The sequence below is a fragment of the Streptomyces sp. SPB162 genome, from assembly GCF_029504575.1.
In the GTDB taxonomy this organism is placed as follows: domain Bacteria; phylum Actinomycetota; class Actinomycetes; order Streptomycetales; family Streptomycetaceae; genus Actinacidiphila.
In genome coordinates, this window is the sequence record NZ_JAQFII010000001.1 from 1,846,857 (window position 1) to 1,864,616 (window position 17,760).

13 protein-coding genes and 2 pseudogenes are annotated in these 17,760 nt (G+C 73.0%); 10 read left to right on the forward strand and 5 right to left on the reverse strand.

The window, feature by feature from the left end:
- Window positions 1–106: 106 nt before the first annotated feature.
- From cbiE to cobC, 5 genes are all read left to right on the forward strand, one after another.
- The gene (gene cbiE / locus M2266_RS08585; protein WP_277441109.1) at window positions 107–1,348 is read left to right on the forward strand and encodes a precorrin-6y C5,15-methyltransferase (decarboxylating) subunit CbiE; all 1,242 of its coding nucleotides are present in this window, start codon (window positions 107–109) and stop codon (window positions 1,346–1,348) included.
- Window positions 1,345–3,051 carry a precorrin-3B C(17)-methyltransferase gene (gene cobJ, locus M2266_RS08590; RefSeq protein WP_277437633.1) on the forward strand — a complete coding sequence of 569 codons (1,707 nt, stop codon included), beginning with the start codon at window positions 1,345–1,347 and terminating at the stop codon, window positions 3,049–3,051. The genes cbiE and cobJ overlap by 4 nt, the downstream gene beginning before the upstream one ends.
- Before the next feature lie 61 nt (window positions 3,052–3,112).
- On the forward strand, window positions 3,113–3,745 hold the full coding sequence (locus M2266_RS08595; RefSeq protein ID WP_277437634.1) for a precorrin-8X methylmutase: 633 nt from the start codon (window positions 3,113–3,115) through the stop codon (window positions 3,743–3,745).
- Window positions 3,742–4,647, forward strand: coding sequence for a sirohydrochlorin chelatase (locus M2266_RS08600; protein ID WP_277437635.1), 906 nt, complete (start codon window positions 3,742–3,744; stop codon window positions 4,645–4,647). The genes M2266_RS08595 and M2266_RS08600 overlap by 4 nt, the downstream gene beginning before the upstream one ends.
- Window positions 4,631–5,731 (forward strand): Rv2231c family pyridoxal phosphate-dependent protein CobC, encoded by a 1,101-nt coding sequence (cobC, locus tag M2266_RS08605; RefSeq protein ID WP_277437636.1) that lies wholly within the window; start codon window positions 4,631–4,633, stop codon window positions 5,729–5,731. Before M2266_RS08600 ends, cobC begins: the two co-directional genes overlap by 17 nt.
- On the opposite strand, the gene M2266_RS08610 is transcribed toward cobC, so the two are convergent.
- The 4 genes and pseudogenes from M2266_RS08610 to M2266_RS08625 form a co-directional block, all read right to left on the reverse strand.
- The gene (locus M2266_RS08610) at window positions 5,721–8,534 is read right to left on the reverse strand and encodes an ABC transporter substrate-binding protein (RefSeq protein WP_277437637.1); all 2,814 of its coding nucleotides are present in this window, start codon (window positions 8,532–8,534) and stop codon (window positions 5,721–5,723) included. The genes cobC and M2266_RS08610 overlap by 11 nt on opposite strands.
- Before the next feature lie 245 nt (window positions 8,535–8,779).
- Complete coding sequence (locus tag M2266_RS08615) at window positions 8,780–8,893, reverse strand: hypothetical protein (protein ID WP_277441110.1); 114 nt, start codon at window positions 8,891–8,893, stop codon at window positions 8,780–8,782.
- Window positions 8,874–9,971 (reverse strand): annotated as a pseudogene (locus M2266_RS08620) (SCO1860 family LAETG-anchored protein); the annotation flags it as partial. The pseudogene M2266_RS08620 and the gene M2266_RS08615, both read right to left, overlap by 20 nt.
- 283 nt (window positions 9,972–10,254) lie before the next feature.
- The gene (locus M2266_RS08625) at window positions 10,255–11,355 is read right to left on the reverse strand and encodes an amidohydrolase family protein (protein WP_277437638.1); all 1,101 of its coding nucleotides are present in this window, start codon (window positions 11,353–11,355) and stop codon (window positions 10,255–10,257) included.
- Between the two features lie 105 nt (window positions 11,356–11,460).
- Between M2266_RS08625 and M2266_RS08630 the strand changes: the two genes are divergently transcribed.
- The 5 genes from M2266_RS08630 to thpD all read left to right on the forward strand — a co-directional run bounded on the left by M2266_RS08630 (window position 11,461) and on the right by thpD (window position 16,104).
- Window positions 11,461–12,504, forward strand: a complete 1,044-nt coding sequence (locus M2266_RS08630; protein WP_277437639.1) for an aminotransferase class V-fold PLP-dependent enzyme — start codon at window positions 11,461–11,463, stop codon at window positions 12,502–12,504.
- Between the two features lie 310 nt (window positions 12,505–12,814).
- On the forward strand, window positions 12,815–13,330 hold the full coding sequence (gene ectA / locus M2266_RS08635) for a diaminobutyrate acetyltransferase (RefSeq protein WP_277437640.1): 516 nt from the start codon (window positions 12,815–12,817) through the stop codon (window positions 13,328–13,330).
- 90 nt (window positions 13,331–13,420) lie between these two features.
- The gene (gene ectB / locus M2266_RS08640) at window positions 13,421–14,701 is read left to right on the forward strand and encodes a diaminobutyrate--2-oxoglutarate transaminase (protein ID WP_277437641.1); all 1,281 of its coding nucleotides are present in this window, start codon (window positions 13,421–13,423) and stop codon (window positions 14,699–14,701) included.
- A gap of 49 nt (window positions 14,702–14,750) precedes the next feature.
- Entirely contained in the window at window positions 14,751–15,197 is a 447-nt protein-coding gene (locus M2266_RS08645; RefSeq protein WP_277437642.1) for an ectoine synthase, read from the forward strand.
- A 4-nt stretch (window positions 15,198–15,201) separates the two neighbouring features.
- Entirely contained in the window at window positions 15,202–16,104 is a 903-nt protein-coding gene (gene thpD / locus M2266_RS08650; RefSeq protein WP_277437643.1) for an ectoine hydroxylase, read from the forward strand.
- A 114-nt stretch (window positions 16,105–16,218) separates the two neighbouring features.
- Here thpD and M2266_RS08655 read toward each other — a convergent pair.
- Window positions 16,219–17,698, reverse strand: a pseudogene (locus M2266_RS08655) (aldehyde dehydrogenase (NADP(+))).
- Window positions 17,699–17,760 lie beyond the last annotated feature (62 nt).

Here is a 17,760-nt window from a genome sequence, read left to right on the forward strand (position 1 = left end):
GGAAGGGACGGCCTTGAGTCGGACGACGCCGTACGAGCCGTACGCCCAGCCCGGCCCCCGCGAGCCGGAACTGCCGCGTACCTCCAGCCCGCCCGCACCCGGCGCGATCACCGTCATCGGCACCGGAACCGGCGGCGCCGCCACGGCTCCGGCCGGCGCCACGCTCGTCGTCGGCGCGCGCCGCCATCTGGAGGCGGCGCGGCTGCCGGACACCGTGGAGCGGATCGTCCTCGGTCCGCTCGCTCCGGCCCTCGACGGTATCGAGCGGCACCTCGGCTCACCGGAGCACCGGAACCGGCAGGTGACCGTACTCGCCTCCGGCGACCCCGGGTTCTTCGGGATCGTCCGGGCCCTCGGGGCGCGTTTCGGCCCGGCGGCCCTCAACGTCCGCCCGTCCTCCCCCTCCATCGCCGTGGCCTTCGCCCGGCTCGGTCTGTCCTGGGACGACGCGGTCGTCGTCAGCGCGCACGGCCGCGATCCGCGCACGGCCGTCAACGTGTGCCGCGCGCACCCCAAGACCGCGGTGCTGACCGGGCCGGGGGCCGGTCCCGCCGAGCTGGGCGCCGCGCTCGCCCGGACCGGCATCGAGCGCACGCTGGTGGTCGCGGCGGCCCTCGGGACGGCGGACGAGACCGTCGAGCGGGTCTCCCCCGCCGACGCCGCCGTCCGCGACTGGTCGGGGACCGGGGTGAGCGTCGTGCTCTGTCTGGACGAGGCGCGGGTGCTGTCGCCGGTCCAGCGGATCGTCGCGGGACCGCCGGCCGCGCCGGCCGGATGGGCGCTGCCCGAGTCGGCGTTCGGGTACCGCGACTCGATGATCACCAAGTTCGAGGTGCGGGCCCTGGCCCTGGCCCGGCTCGCCCCGCGCACCGGTGACCTCGTGTGGGACATCGGGGCCGGTTCGGGCTCGGTGGCCGTGGAGTGCGCCCGCTTCGGCGCCGCCGCGGTCGCCGTCGAGCAGACCTCCGACGGGATCGGGCGGATCCGGGCGAACGCGGCGGCCCACGGCGTGGACGTGCAGATCGTGCACGGCGCCGCGCCGACCGTGCTCTCCCAGCTCCCGGACCCCGACGCCGTCTTCATCGGGGGCGGCGGGCGCGATCTGCCCGGCATCGTCGGCGCCTGTGCCCGGCGCGCCCGCAGGACCGTGGTCGTGACCCTGGCGGCCGTCGACCGCGTCGGCGACGTACGCGACGCCCTGTCCGCGGCCGGTCTCGAGCCGGACGGACTGCTGCTGCAGTCCTCCCGGCTGGCGCCGCTGCCGGGCGGCGTCACCCGGCTCGCCGCCAACAATCCCGTATTCGTCCTGTGGGCCACCCGGCCCGGCACCGAAGGAGCAATTCTGTGATCGGCCTGATTTCCGCCACGTCGGCGGGGCAGCGCGGCTGCGAACACCTGGCCGCCGCCTGGCCGGACGAGGTCCGGGTCTACGACCGGCCGGTCCGCGAGGCGGTCGGGCGTGCCTTCGCCGAGTGCGAGCAGCTGGTGTGCTTCCTCGCCACCGGCGCCGTCGTCCGCATGGTCGCGCCGCTGCTGCGCGGCAAGGACACCGACCCCGGCATCGTCACGGTGGACGAGACGCACCAGCACGCGATAGCCCTGCTGGGCGGCCACCGCGGCGGCGCGAACGAACTGGCGCAGCGCGTCGCGGACGTGCTGGGCTGCCGTCCGGTGGTCAGCACCGCCACGGACGCCGCCGGTGTGCCCGGCCTCGACATGCTGGGCTGGCCCGTCGAAGGCGCGGTCGCGGCCGTCAGCCGCGCGATCCTCGACGGCGACCCCGTACGTCTGGACACCCCCCATGGCGTCCACCCCCTTCCTGCTCTGCCACCCAACGTAACGGCCACCACTGACAGTGACGTCTCACTCATCGTCACCGACCGTGTGACCAGTGCCGATGTGGCCGCTGCCACCGTGCTGCTCCGTCCGCCGTCACTGGTGGTAGGCGTGGGCGGTAGCCGGGGAGTACCCGTCGACGAGGTGCTGACGCTGATCGGGGAGGCGCTCGCCGATGCCGCTCTCTCGCCCCGGTCGGTCGCCGCGCTGGCCACCGTGGACGCGAAGGCGGACGAGGTGGGGATCGTCGAGGCCGCCGAGCGCCTCGGGGTGCCGCTGCTGACGTTCGGCGCGGACCGGCTCGCCGGGATCGACGTGCCGAACCCGTCGGACGCGCCGCTGGCGGCCGTCGGCACTCCGTCCGTCGCCGAGGCGGCCGCGCTCGCGGCGGCGCCCGGCGGCGAACTGCTGGTGCCCAAGCGGAAGTCCGCGCCCGCGCGGGGGGCCGCCATGGCGACCGCCGCCGTGGCGCGGCGCCGGCCGCGCGGCCGCCTCGCGGTGGTCGGGCTCGGCCCCGGCGCGCGTGACCTGCTCACGCCGCGGGCCCGCGAGGAGCTGCGCCGGGCGTCGGTGATCGTCGGCCTGGACCAGTACGTCGACCAGATCAGGGACCTGCTGCGGCCCGGCACCCGGATCCTGGAGTCCGGTCTGGGCGCCGAGGAGGAGCGGGCCAGAACCGCCGTGGAGCAGGCGCGCGCGGGCCACGCGGTGGCCCTGATCGGCAGCGGTGACGCCGGCGTCTACGCGATGGCGTCGCCCGCGCTCGCCGAGGCCGCGGACGACATCGACGTCGTCGGGGTCCCCGGCGTGACGGCCGCGCTCGCCGCCGCCGCGATCCTGGGGGCGCCGCTGGGCCACGACCACGTGTCGATCAGCCTGTCGGATCTGCACACCCCGTGGGACGTCATCGAGCGCCGGGTCCGGGCGGCGGCCGAGTCCGATCTGATCGTCACCTTCTACAACCCCCGCAGCCGGGGCCGCGACTGGCAGCTGCCGAAGGCGCTGTCGCTGCTCGCGGAGCACCGGGAGCCCGGTACCCCGGTCGGCGTCGTACACGCCGCGTCCCGGCCCGACGAGCGCAGCGAGGTGACGACCATCGCGGCGCTGGACGTGACGACGGTCGACATGGTGACCGTCGTGACCGTCGGCAACACCGCCACCCGCAACGTGGCCGGCCGCATGGTGACGCCGCGCGGCTACCGGTGGCAGGCATGACCGGCCCGCGCCCGCACCCGTGCCCCGCCCCACCCGACAACGACAGACCGGGAGGTTCCCCGTGACCCGCACCGTCCACCCCATCGAGCAGGAGTCGTTCCGCAGACTGCGCTCCCGCCTCGACACCTCGCACTTCCCGCCGCTGACGCGGGCCGTCGTCGAGCGGGTCATCCACTCCAGCGCCGATCTGGAGTACGCCCGGGAACTCGTCTGCGACGAGGACGAGTTGCGCGCCGCCCACACGGCGCTGCACGCGGGCGCCCCGATCGTCGCGGACGTCGAGATGGTCGCCGCCGGGATCACCACCCGGCCTGTCGTCTGCCGGCTCAAGGACGGACGCTCGGGACCTGGACTGACCCGCAGCGCGCACGCGATCCGGCTCGCCTACGAGCAGGTCGGGCCGGGCGCCGTCTGGGTGATCGGGTGCGCGCCGACCGCGCTGGAGGAACTCCTGACGCTGGACGCCGCCCCCGCCCTGGTGATCGGCCTGCCGGTCGGCTTCGTGGGGGCCGCGGAGAGCAAGGCCGCGCTGCGCGCCACCGGCCTGCCCGCCGTCAGCAACATCTCCGAGAAGGGCGGCTCGGCCGTCGCGTCCGCCGCGCTCAACGCCCTGCTCTACACCGAATTTCCCGGCACTGCCCCCGGTACTGCACCCGTCACCGCACCCCTCAACAACAAGGAGAACTCCCTGTGACCCCGCCCGCACTCCTGCTCGTCGGCCACGGAACCCGTGACGAGGCCGGGGCCGAAGCCTTCCGCGCCTTCGTCCGGCAGCTCGGCGAGCACAACCCGGGCCTGCCGGTCGGCGGCGGTTTCATCGAGCTGTCGCCGCCGCCGCTGGCCGACTCCGTCGCCGAACTGGTCGGCCAGGGCGTCCGCGGCTTCGCGGCGGTGCCCATGGTGCTGGTCTCCGCGGGGCACGCGAAGGGCGACATCCCGGCGGCCCTGGCCCGCGAGGAGCAGCGGCACCCCGGCACGACGTACACCTACGGCCGGCCGCTGGGCCCGCACCCGGGCCTGCTGACCATCCTGGAGCGGCGGCTGGACGAGGTGCTGGGCGACGACGACCGCTCGGACACCACCGTGCTGCTCGTCGGCCGCGGCTCCACTGACCCGGACGCCAACGCCGAGATATACAAGGTGGCGCGCCTGCTGTGGGAAGGCCGTGGTTACGCGAGCGTCGAGACGGCGTTCGTGTCGCTGGCCGCGCCGGACGTGCCCTCGGGTCTCGATCGCTGCCGCAAGCTGGGTGCCGGGCGCATCGTGGTGCTGCCGTACTTCCTGTTCACCGGAATCCTGCCGGACCGGGTCCGTGACCAGGCCGCCGAGTGGGCCGCCGCACACCAGGAGACCGACGTGCGGCAGGCGGCCGTCATCGGGCCGGAGCCGGAGCTGGCCGACCTGGTGATGGAGCGCTACCGCGAGACGCTCAAGGGCGATCTGCGGATGAACTGCGACTCCTGCGTGTACCGCGTCAAGCTCCCCGGTTTCGAGGACCGGGTCGGCGCCCCACAGCAGCCGCACCACCACCCCGACGACCCGTCGGGCGAGCACGGCCACGACCACCACCACGGTCACCATGCCCACTCCCACTGACCACACCGAAGGTGACGGTTACGACCTGCGGCACCACGGCGACGCGGAGGTGCGCGACGACGGCGGGGTGCTGACCGACCTCGCCGTCAACGTCCGCACCGGTACGCCGCCGCAGTGGCTGAAGGACGTGATCGCAGTCTCGCTCGATGGCCTGGCCGCCTACCCCGACGGGCGGGCGGCCCGTGCCGCCGTCGCCCGGCGGCACGGGCGGCCGGTGGACGAGGTGCTGCTGACGGCGGGCGCGGCGGAGGCGTTCGTGCTGCTGGCGCGGGCCTTCGCGCCGCGGCACGCGATCGTGGTGCACCCGCAGTTCACCGAGCCGGAGGCGGCGCTGCGCGACGCGGGGCACCGGGTGCACCGGGTGGTCCTGGAGGCCGCCGACGGCTTCCGCCTCGATCCGGCGGCCGTCCCCGAGGACGCCGACTTCGTCGTGCTCGGCAACCCGACGAACCCGACCTCGGTGCTCCATCCGTCCGACGCGGTCGCACGGCTGGCCCGGCCCGGCCGAACCCTGGTCGTCGACGAGGCGTTCATGGACGCCGTGCCCGGCGAGTCCGCCTCGCTGGCCGCGCGCCGCGACGTGCCGGGCCTCGTCGTGCTGCGCAGTCTCACCAAGACCTGGGGTCTGGCGGGACTGCGGATCGGCTATGCGCTCGCCGGGCCGGAGCACATCGCCCTGCTGGAGCGGGCGCAGCCGCTGTGGGCGGTCTCGTCGCCCGGGCTGGCCGCCATCGAGGCGTGCGTGGCACCGGACGCGCTCGCGGAGGCGGACCGGGCCGCGGCCGACATCGCCGGCTGCCGCGCGCATCTGCTCGCCCGGCTGGGCGAGTTCGACGACCTGAGGGTCGCGGGCACGCCCGCCGGGCCGTTCGTCCTGGTCGAGCTGCCGGGGGCGGCGGCCGTCCGTGAGCGGCTGCGCGACCTCGGCTTCGCCGTCCGCCGCGCCGACACCTTCCCCGGGCTCGACGCGCGGTGGCTGCGGATCGCCGTCCGCGACGCCGCCACCACGGACGCCTTCGTCGAGGCCCTGGCCAAGGCGCGCGGCAGCGGGCCGGAGCGGGGGAACCCGACGCTCAGCCCTTGACGCCGAGCGCCTGAAGGTCGATACCGCCCAGCGCCGGGTGGAGGTAGACGTTGGTCAGCCGCGCCGAGCGGTAGTTCAGCTCCCGCACGTACATGAACGGGATCAGCGTGCCGCGGTCCTGCGAGGTGGAGTCGACGGTGCGCCAGACGCTGTCGGCGGAGTTCCGGTCGGTCTTGGCGTCGGCCTCGTCCATCAGGTCCTTCAGCTGCTGGTCGGCGAGGGCCGCGTAGTTGGACGGGCTGCCGGTCAGCAGCAGCGGGCGCAGGAAACCGGCCGGGGTTGGCCAGTCGGCCTGCCAGGTGGTGAGGATGATGCCCCACCCGCGCTCCTTGAGCTTCTTCTGGTCGGGCAGCGTCGCGTACAGGTCCGCGGCCTCGGGGTACTCCGTCCTGGCAGTGATCCCGACGGCGGCCAGCTGGGTGCGCAGGCTCTCCGCGACGGCCTTGGTCCGGGGATTGCCGTTGGCCGTGACGATCGTGGTCGAGAAGCCGGACGCGTGACCGCAGTCGGACAACTGGCGCTTGGCGAGGTCGGGATAGGCGCGGCCGGAGGTCGTCCCGTAGGTGTTCAGATGCGGGTCGTAGCCGCCGACCGTCGGCGGCAGCATTCCGCCCGCGACGTCCCCCGCGTCCTTCCCGCCGCCCGCGTCGCGCAGCGCCGTGCGGTTCGCCGCGTACTGCACCGCCCATCGGCAGCGGTAGTCGTTCAGGGGCGCGACGGCCGTCTGCAGGGAGAAGTACCGGACGGCACCGACCAGGGCGGAGTCCGCGTTCGCCTTGAGGCTGTCGCTGGCGAGGATCTTGGTTCGGGTGGCGTCCTGGACACCTGCCTGGCCGGGATCCAGGTCGGCCTCCCCACTGAGGAGCGCGGCGTCGACCGCGTCCGAACTCGCCGCGACCGTGAAGTCGACGGTGTCCGGCAGGGCCGTGCGGATGCCGTCGGTGGCCGGGTCCCACTTGTCGTTGCGCACCAGGCGCAGCTTCTTGTCGCGGTCGTAGGAGGCGATCTTGTAGGGACCGCTGGCGACCGGCTGCTTCTCGTAGTTGTCCTTGGTGTCCTTGTCCTGCGGCACGGGCGAGGACATCGGCAGCGCCAGCACGTACGGGAAGTCGGCGAAGGGCGCGTCGAGATGGAAGACGATGGTCCGGTCGTCCGGCGTCTGCACGCTCTTGAGGCCCAGCTGGTCCGGGTCGGTGTCCTTGTAGGGGCCCGGGTAGGACTGGCCCTGGTCGAGCAGGTCCCTCAGATGCGTGGGCCCGCCGCTGAACAGGTCGGTCGCGAACGTCCGCTCGATGCCGTACTTGATGTCCTTGGACGTGATGGCCGTGCCGTCCTCGAACGCCACGCCCTTCTTGAGGGTGTACGTGTACGTCCGCCCGTCGTCGCTGATCGTGCCGGTGGTGGTGGCGAGGTCCGGCGCGAGCGCGGCGCCCGCCTGGCCGGGTTGGGGGGCGAAGTCCACGAGCTTGCGCAGCAGGAGCCGGTCCAGGTTCCAGGCGAGCGGGGAGTAGGAGCGCGCCGGGTCCAGCGAGTCGGGGGCGTAGAACGACATCAGTTTGAGGGTGCCGCCCTTGGCCGTGGACGGGTTGACGGTGCCCGTGACAGCCCCGTTGAAACCGGTGCCGGGGTGGCGCTGGTCGACGAGGTCAAGAGCCGTGACGGTGTGCTCGGGCGAGCGCGACGAGGTGCCGAGGCGGACGGCGAGCACCGTGCCGACCGTCAGCACCACGGCCGCCGAGACGGCGACGAGCGCGATCCGCCGCACCTTGCCGCGCCGCGGGTCGGCCGGTGCCGCGCCCCACCGCTGCGCGGTGTACACCTCCGCGGGCCGCTGGGACACCGGCGGCAGGAACTGCGGCACCGGGGTGTGCGGTGGTGTGTGCGGCGGGTTGTAGGCCGGGTGCAGGGGCACGACCGGCCGCGGGGCGGGGGCCGGGACGGCCGGCGGGGCCGGGGCGGCACCGCCCCGGGGAGCCGCGAGCCAGCCGTTCAGGTCGTCGCGCATGGCGGCCGCGCTGCGCGGGCGCAGCGCCGGGTTCTTGGAGAGGGCGGCGATCACGACCGCGTCCAGTTCGGGCGGGACCGCCGCGTTCCGCGCCGAGGGCGGTTCCGGGGTGGAGTGGACGTGGGCGTACATCACCGTCAGCGGCGTCGGACCGGGGAACGGAACGGTGCCGGTGAGCAGTTCGGTCAGCATGCACCCGACCGCGTACAGGTCGCTGCGCGCGTCGACCTCGCGGTCCTCGATCTGCTCGGGTGACATGTAGCCGGGGGTGCCGAGGGCGGATCCGGTGCCGGTGATGCGGGTCAGCGAGTGCACGACCCGGGCGATCCCGAAGTCGGCGACCTTGACCGAACCCGTCGAGGTGATCAGGACGTTGGACGGTTTGACGTCCCGGTGGACCAGCCCGCGGGTATGGGCGTGGGCGAGCGCGTCCAGGATGTCGCAGGTGATCCTGACGGCCCGCTCGATGTCGAGCCTGACCTGGCTGCGGGCCAGGTCGGCGAGGGTGCTGCCGTCCACGTACTCCATGACGAGGTACGGCACGATGTCCTCGTCCGTCCGCACCTCGTCCTGGTCGTGGACGGTGACGATGCCGGGGTGGTTGAGCCCGGCGGCGGCGCGGGCCTCGCGCGCGAAGCGGCGGCGGGCCTCGGCGTCCTTGGCCAGCTCCGGCAGGAGGGTCTTGACGGCGACGGTCCTGCCGAGCCTGGTGTCGTACGCGAGATGGACCCGCGCCATGCCTCCGGACCCGAGCAGCTCCCGGATCTCGTACCTGCCCCCGAACAGCGCGCTGTCCATCGCGTCCCCCGACCCCCGGCCCGTCCAGCGGACCCCGTGACCCCTGAAGCGAACCCAGAAACGAACTTTGTAACGAACCGTGAAGCGAACCGTGAAGCGAACCCTGTGAACTCTGCTTGCTCTCCCCTGGACACCACAGTAGAGGGCGACGCCGACAACGGCGCCGCCCTCCACTATTCCCCCTCCGGGACCCTCGGTTCCCCCTCACACCCCCTCGGGCCCCCATCCGGTCGTAAGCCGGCCGTCTACGCGTCCGCTTCGGCGGCCGCCGGCGCCTGCGCGGCCTTGCGGCGGCGGGACGCCAGGTACAGTGCTCCGCCGCCGACCACCACGAGCGCACCGGCGCCCGTGGCGAGCAGCGGGGCGTTCGAACCGCTGCCGGTCTGGGCGAGGTTTCCGGGTGGTGGGACCGGACTGCGGCTGGGACCCGCCGCTGCCGCCGGTGCCCCCGGAACCGCTCGCGCCGCTCGACCCGCCGCTCGCCCCGGAGCTCCCGCCCGAGGCGCCACCGGTCGACGACCCGCCGGACGACGCTCCCCCGGTGGAACCGCCGTCGCCGGTACCGCCGTTCGCAGCGCCGCTGGTAGCACCACCGTTCGTGGCACCCCCGTTGGCGGCCCCGCCGTCGGTAGCACCACCGTTCGTGGCGCCCCCGTGGGTGCCGCCGGTCGTCGGGTCGATCACCTTCGGTGCCTCGCACGCCGCCTTGACCAGCGTCACGGTGCCGCTGACGTCGGCGACGTTCAGGTGGCCCGGGTTGACCTTCACCTTCAGCTCCAGGCCGGTGGCCGCGGCCGTCCGCGTCGTGATCCAGGTCTTCGACAGGTCGAGGCTGACCTCCCCGACCCCTGGCACCGCCACCTTCGTCGCCGGCCCGGTGGCGGTCAGGCTGATCTTCTTGTCGAGCACCCGCACACCGGCGAGGGTGGCCGACGCGGTCGGCTTCCGGCCCGCCTCGCAGGTGGCCTTGGAGGTGACCGCCTCGATCCTGATCAGGGACAGCAGCGGCAGGCCGGGCAGATGCACCTCGGCGCGGACCAGGTTCGCGTAGCCCTCCGCCTTGTGCGCGTCGGCCGTCGCCCGGGCGGTGGCGACGTCCGCCCGGAGCATGGTGAACGGCTTGCCGTTGTCGACACCCGCCAGTTTCGCGGTGAGCGCGGTCTCGTCGGCGTCGGCCGGCGCCTTCACGTCGTTGAGCGAGACATTCAGGGGCACGTCGACCGTCTTGTTCAGCAGCGACACGTCGAGACCCGCGCGCAGAACGGTCGCGGTCGACCTGCCCCTCTCCGAGCCGCTGCCGGAGGCGCCCCCGGAGGTGCCGGAGGGATGCGCCTGGGCCGCCGGGGCGACGGCCAGCGCACCTGCCGCCAGCGCGACGGCCGCGCCGATGGCGGCGGCCGAACGGCGTGCGGGCAGGCTGAAGTTGGAGCTGTACACGGTGGAACCCCCACGAGTGGCTTGGAGTCAGCGGCGTCGCTTGAGGGGACAACGCGTCCGCCGGGGACCTCGGTCCCGCCATATTTACGCACCGAGAGTGAACCGACGACTACCCGAAGCTAGTTCACCCATACGGGTGGTTTCCGGCACTGTCTTCGAATCTCGCTGCACGTACGTTCCCACCTGTCACCCGTGCCACGTGATGGCGGCCTCGCTCCCGTTGACGCACCACCGCGTCCGCGTTGCTGTCCAACGATCCACAGCCCCTTCACGTAACGCTGCGTCAACCCACCACCCGCCCGCGCAGCACGATGCGCCGCGGGTCGGCCAGCACCCGTACGTCCGCGCGCGGATCGGTGGCGTACACGACCAGGTCGGCGGAGGCGCCCTCGGTGAGCCCGGCACGGCCCAGCCACGCGCGGGCACCCCACGTCGCGGCGGAGAGCACCTCGACGGGCGGGAGGCCGGCCAGGACGAGTTCGGCGACCTCGTCCGCGATCAGGCCGTGCGCCAGCGAGCCGCCCGCGTCGGTACCCGCGAAGATCCGGATGCCGGCGTCGTGCGCGGCGCGCACCGTGTCGTGCCGGCGCTCGTGCAGCCGCCGCATATGGGCCGCCCAGCGCGGGAACTTGGACTCGCCGCCGGCCGCCATCGCGGGGAAGTTCGCGATGTTGACGAGGGTCGGGACGATGGCGACGCCGCGTTCCACGAAGAGCGGGATGGTGTCCTCGGTCAGTCCGGTCGCGTGCTCGACGCAGTCGATACCCGCCTCCACGAGGTCGCGCAGCGAGTCCTCCGCGAAGCAGTGCGCGGTGACCCGGGCGCCCTCCTCGTGGGCGGCGGCGATGGCCTCCTCCAGGGCGCCGCGCGGCCAGCAGGCCGTCAGGTCGCCCGCCTCGCGGTCGATCCAGTCGCCGACGAGCTTCACCCAGCCGTCACCGCGCCGCGCCTCCCGGCGGACGTACGCCGTCAGGTCGCCCGGCTCGATCTCGTGCGCGTAGTTGCGGATGTAGCGGCGGGTGCGCGCGATGTGCCGCCCGGCGCGGATGATGCGCGGCAGGTCCTCGCGGTCGTCGATCCAGCGGGTGTCGGACGGTGACCCGGCGTCGCGCAGCAGCAGGGTGCCGGCCTCACGGTCGGTCAGCGCCTGCTTCTCCGCGGTCTCCGCGTCCACCGGGCCGTGCGTGTCCAGGCCCACGTGGCAGTGCGCGTCGACGAGGCCGGGCAGCGCCCAGCCCTCGACGGTGGTCACCTCGCGCGCCCCGGCCGGCCGGTCGTAGGAGATCCGGCCGTCCAGCACCCACACCTCGTCCCTGACGTCCTCGGGCTCGACCAGCACCCGGCCCTTGACGTGCAGCGCACCGCGATCACCCAGGAGACTCATGCCCAGCACCCTAAAAGGTCGGAGGTACGCTCGCGACGGCGCCCTCGGGCGCCGGAAGGCCCCAGGTCCACCCCGGGCTCCTCACACGTACGGAAGAGACACATCGTGACGCACCCCCTCCTCGACCTGCCACCGCTGACCGCCGCGCGTTTCGCCGCGATCGAACGACGTGTCGCGGCGTTGCTGGACACCGAGCAGGACGTCGTCATCACCCAGGGCGAGGCGCTGCTGCCCCTGGAGGGCTGCATCCGGAGCGGGGCGCGGCCCGGCTCGGCGGCGCTCAACGTGGTGACCGGCCCGTACGGCAAAACGTTCGGCGACTGGCTGCGCGACGCGGGCGCCGAGGTCATCGACCTGGCCGTACCGTTCCACGGAGCGGCGAGCGCCGAGCAGGTGGAGCGCGCGCTGGCGGAGCACCCCGGGATCGACTTCGTCTCGCTGGTGCACGCCGAGGCGGCCACCGGCAACACGAACCCGGTGGCGGAGATCGGCGAGGTGGTGCGCGCGCACGGCGCGCTGTTCATGCTGGACGCCGTCGCCTCGGTGGCCGCGGAACCGCTGCTGCCGGACGCGTGGGGCGTGGACCTGTGCGTCATCGGCGCGCAGAAGGCGATGGGCGGCCCCGCGGGCGTCTCGGCGGTCTCGGTCAGCGCCCGCGCCTGGGAGCGGATGGCGGCCAACCCGGCGGCGCCGCGCCGGTCGTACCTCTCCCTCCTGGACTGGAAGGAGCGCTGGATCGACGCCGGGCGCGCCGTGCTGCCGCACGCGCCCGCGCAGCTGGAGATGCTGGCGCTGGACGCGTGCCTGGAGCGGATCGAGGCCGACGGCCTCGGCGCGGTGATCGCCCGGCACCGGGCGGCCGCCACCGCGACCCGCGAGGGCGCACTCGCGCTCGGCGGCGGCCTGGAGCCGTATGTGCACGAGGTGCGCGACGCCGCGCCCGTCGCGACGACGCTGCGGGTGCCCGCGGGCACCGACGCGACCGCGCTCGTGTCGCGGGCGCTCGCCCTGGACCCGTCGGTACCGCTCGTCGCGGGCGGCGGCGCGCTCGCCAAGGAGATGGTCCGCGTCAACCACTACGGGCCCGCCGCGGACCCCGCGGTGGTCGCGCGGAGCCTGGCGGCACTGGGCACGGCGCTTTCTGGCTGACGCCGCTTCCGGGGAATTCGGCTTTTCCTGACACTTCTCAGGTGAATTCCCCGGAGGTATTCTTCCGAATGACTCCTGCCCAACACCCCAGAGGCTAAACACATTGATTTTTCTCCTACTGCCGGGCGCAATCCCATAATGTGACGGAGTCCACACCAAGATCTAATTGCCCGGTAATATCAGGACATACCATCAGGTCTCGGTACGGTTTCAGCCACCCGCACCTGCCCGCGCGATAACATGGCCGACCAGCTCCGTAAAGGCCTTTGCCCCATGCAATTCCACTTTTAGCTCGGTAAGTTCGTTCCGCATGAACGCCGCTACGGAATTGAAGGCGCCGATCGCCCCCGCATTCCTCGACACCCCCTCGGTCGACGACGGCGGAGCGATGTGGCGCATAGCCCGCGACGCAAGGACGCTCGACCTCAACTCCTCGTACAGCTATCTCCTGTGGTGCCGCGATTTCGCCGCCACCTCGGTGGTGGCCCGCGACGCCGACGAGGCCCCGGTGGGCTACGTGACCGGTTACATCCGTCCCGAGGAGCCGCAGACGCTGGTCGTCTGGCAGGTGGCCGTCGACGCCGAGCAGCGCGGCCGCGGTGTGGCCGCCGCCATGCTCGACCACCTCGCGGCACGCGTCGCCGCCGGCGGGGTCCGCTGGATCGAGACCACGATCACGCCGGACAACGCCGCCTCGCAACGGCTGTTCACCTCCTTCGCCGAGCGCCACGGCGCGCCGGTCGAGCGCGACGTCCTCTTCCCCGAAGCCCTGTTCCCGGACGGGCACGACTCCGAGGTGCTGTTCCGCATCGGCCCGACGGCCTGACGCGACCGCGCTCACCCTGACTTCGCACCACCAGAACCACCAGCACCACCCCCGCACCCCCCTCATCCCGTCTCACGGAAAGCAGGCACAGTGACCATCACCGCCCCCGACATGACCGTCTTCGAGGCCCTGGAGTCGGAGGTCCGCAGCTACTGCCGCAGCTGGCCCGTCGTCTTCGACCGGGCCCAGGGCAGCGTCATGTACGACGAGGACGGCCACGCCTATCTCGACTTCTTCTCCGGTGCCGGCGCGCTCAACTACGGGCACAACAACCCGGTGCTCAAACGCGCGCTGCTGGACTACCTGGAGCGCGACGGCGTCACCCACGGCCTCGACATGAGCACCACCGCGAAGCGCACCTTCCTGGAGCGCTTCCAGCAGGTGGTGCTGGAGCCGCGCGCGCTGGACTACAAGGTGATGTTCCCCGGCCCGACCGGCACCAACGCCGTCGAGGCCGCACTGAAGCTGGCCCGCAAGGTCAAGGGCCGCGAGTCGATCGTCTCCTTCACCAACGCCTTCCACGGGATGTCGCTGGGCTCGCTCGCCGTCACCGGCAACTCGATGAAGCGGGCCGGCGCGGGCATCCCGCTGGTGCACGGCACCCCGATGCCGTTCGACAACTACTTCGACGGCCGGGTACCGGACTTCCTGTGGTTCGAGCGGCTGCTGGACGACCAGGGCTCCGGCCTCAACCAGCCGGCCGCCGTGATCGTCGAGACGATCCAGGGCGAGGGCGGCATCAACGTCGCCCGCGCGGAGTGGCTGCGGGCGCTGGCCGACCTGTGCAAGCGCCGCGACATGCTGTTGATCGTCGACGACATCCAGATGGGCTGCGGTCGCACCGGCGCGTTCTTCTCCTTCGAGGAAGCCGGGATCACGCCCGACATCGTCACGCTCTCCAAGTCCATCAGCGGCTACGGCATGCCGATGTCCCTCCTGCTCTTCACGCCGGAACTGGACGTCTGGGAGCCGGGCGAGCACAACGGCACCTTCCGCGGCAACAACCCGGCGTTCGTCACCGCCACCGCCGCGCTGGACGCCTACTGGGCCGACGGCCAGCTGGAGAAGCAGACGGTGATGCGCGGCGAGCAGGTCGAGACGGCGCTGCGCGCGATCTGCCGGGCGCAGGCTCGCGCGGGCGCCGAGTACCGGGGCCGCGGCATGGCCTGGGGCCTGCAGTTCATCGACCCCTCGATCGCCGGCCGGGTCTGCGCCCGCGCCTTCGAGCTGGGTCTGCTGCTGGAGACCTCGGGACCGCGCAGCGAGGTCGTCAAGCTGCTGCCGGCCCTGACCATCACCCCCGACGAGCTGGACGAGGGCCTGCGCACCCTCACGCGGGCCGTGAGCGAAGTGGTCGGCGAGACCGTCTGAGCGAGCACCCGCACCCGGCCGCGAACGGAACGAAAGCAGAGGCACGTACATGATCGTCCGATCCTTCAAGGACATCGAGGGCACCGACCGCGATGTGACCGCCGAGACCGGCACCTGGCGCAGCAAGCGCATCATCCTCGCCGCCGAGGGCGTGGGCTTCTCGTTGCACGAGACCACGATGTACGCCGGGACCGAGACGTCCATGTGGTACGCCAACCACATCGAGGCGGTGCTGTGTGTCGGGGGCGAGGGCGAGCTGACCAACGACGAGACCGGCGAGACCCACTGGATCTCCCCGGGCACGCTCTACCTCCTCGACGGCCACGAGCGGCACACCATGCGCCCCAAGACCGATCTGCGGTTCGTCTGCGTCTTCAACCCGCCCGTCACCGGGCGGGAGGTGCACGACGAGAACGGGGTCTACCCGCTGCTGACCGAGACCGGGGGCGCGACCGCCACCCGTACCAAGACCCGGACCGAGACCGAGGGAGCCTGACGCCATGACGACGATCACCACCGACACCATCACCAGCCGCTACCCGACGCGTGGCGCGTCCGAGGTCGTCACCCCGCGCCGGGACCCGGTCGTGTGGTCCGAGTACGGCACCCCCGGCCCGATCCAGCCCGCCGAGCTGCGCGGCTACGACCGGGACGGCTTCCTCGCCGTCGACCAGCTGCTGATGCCGGGCGAGGTGGACCGCTACCGCCAGGAGCTGGACCGACTCTGCGCCGACCCGGCGGTCCGGGCCGATCCGCGGGCGATCGTCGAGCCGAAGTCCGGATCGATCCGCTCGGTCTTCGAGGTGCACAGGATCAGCGAGGTCTTCGCCGAGCTGGTGCGCGACCCCCGGCTCGCGGACCGCGCCCGCCAGATCCTCGGCTCCGACGTCTACGTCCACCAGAGCCGGATCAACGTCAAGCCCGGCTTCGGCGCGTCGGGGTTCTACTGGCACTCGGACTTCGAGACGTGGCACGCCGAGGACGGCCTGCCCGCCATGCGGACGGTCTCCGTCTCGGTCGCGCTGACCGAGAACCACGACACCAACGGCGGCCTGATGATCATGCCGGGATCGCACCGCACGTTCCTCGGCTGCTCGGGCGAGACGCCGAAGGACAACTACAAGCAGTCGCTGCAGATGCAGGACGCGGGCACCCCGTCCGACGAGGCGCTCACCGAGCTCGCCGGGGAGCACGGCATCAAGCTCTTCACGGGCGCGGCGGGTTCGGCGACCTGGTTCGACTGCAACTGCATGCACGGCTCCGGCGACAACATCACGCCGTTCCCGCGCAGCAACGTCTTCATCGTCTTCAACAGCGTGGAGAACGCGGCGGTCGAGCCCTTCGCGGCGCCGGTGCGGCGGCCGGAGTTCATCGGCGCACGGGACTTCACACCGGTGCGTTAGTACGTGCTCCTCGGTGCGTTAGTACGTGCTCCTCGGTGCGTTAGTACGTGCTCCTCGGGGACGGGTCGCCGCGGGCGGCCCGTCCCCGACGTCTGTCCCGGGGCGGAAACGCCGTCAGATCTCCAGCCGGCCGTCATAGCGGCGCGGCAGGCCCAGCGGGTTCTCATCCCGCAGTTCGGCGGGGAGCAGCGCGACCGGGGTGTCCTGGTACGCGACCGGGCGCAGCCAACGCTCGATGGCGGTGCCGCCGACCGAGGTGGACGTGGAGGTGGTCGCCGGGTACGGGCCGCCGTGGTGCTGGGCGGGGGCGACGGCGACGCCGGTCGGCCAGCCGTTGACGAGCAGCCGGCCCGCCAGCGGGGTGAGTTCGGCGAGCAGCGCGGTGGCCGGGCCGTCCTCCTGTCCCGCCTCCTCCTCGCCGATGTGGACGGTGGCGGTGAGGTTGCCGGGCAGCCGCTCCAGCACCGCGGTGATCTGGTCGCGGTCCTCGTAGCGCGCGACGACCGTCACCGGCCCGAAGCACTCCTCCAACAGCAGGTCGTGCGGCCCTTCCGCGGCCAGCCGGCCGGCGGGAACGGTGAGGTAGCCGGCGCTGACGGTGTGCTCGCCGCCCGAGCCCGGCGTCACCGGGGCCTCGACGCCGGGCAGCGCGGCCCTGGCCTCGACGCCCGCGACGAAGGCGTCGCGCATCCGGGTGTCGAGCAGGACGCCCGCGTCCGAGTCGCTGACGGCCGCGGTGACGGCCTTGAGCAGCCGGTCGCCCGCCGCACCGGCCGGGGCCAGCACCAGTCCGGGCTTGACGCAGAACTGGCCGACGCCGAGCGTCATGGACCCGGCGAGTCCCGCGCCGATCTGCTCGGCCCGCTCGTCCGCCGCGGCCCTCGGTGATCACGACGGGGTTGAGGCTGCCCAGCTCGCCATGGAACGGGATCGGCTTCGGACGGGCCGCGGCCGCGTCGAAGAGCGCCCGCCCGCCACGTACCGAGCCGGTGAACCCGGCGGCGCTGACCAGCGGGTGCTTGATGAGGTCGATGCCGGCCTGGAAGCCGTGCACGACGGCGACGACGTCGGCCGGCAGCCCGACCTGGACGGCGGCGCGGCGCAGCACGCTCGCGCACAACTCCGACGTGGCGGGGTGGTCCGGATGCGCCTTGACGACGACCGGGCAGCCGGCGGCCAGCGCGCTCGCGGTGTCGCCGCCGGGGACGGAGAACGCGAGCGGAAAGTTGCTGGCCGAGTAGACCGCGACGACGCCGAGCGGGATCTTGTAGCGCCGCAGGTCGGGGCGGGGAGCCGGCTTGGCGGCCGGGTCCGCGTGGTCGATGACGACGTCCAGGAAGGCGCCCTCATCGACGATGTCGGCGAACGCGCGCAGCTGGAAGGTGGTGCGGGCGAGCTCACCGGTCAGCCGGCCGGGGCCGAGCGCGGTCTCGGCGTCGGCCGCCTCCAGCACCTGCGGGCCGGCCTCCTCCAGCAGGTCGGCGGCGGTGCGCAGCAGCCGGGCGCGTACGCTGCGGTCGGCGAGCGCGGGGAGCACGGCGGCCGCGGCGCGGACGGCGGCGTCGATCTCCGCCGTGGTGGCCTCGTCCGCCACCTGCTCCCGCTGCTTCCCGGTACGGGGGTCGACGGACCAGACTGGAACAGCCACCGGGGAAC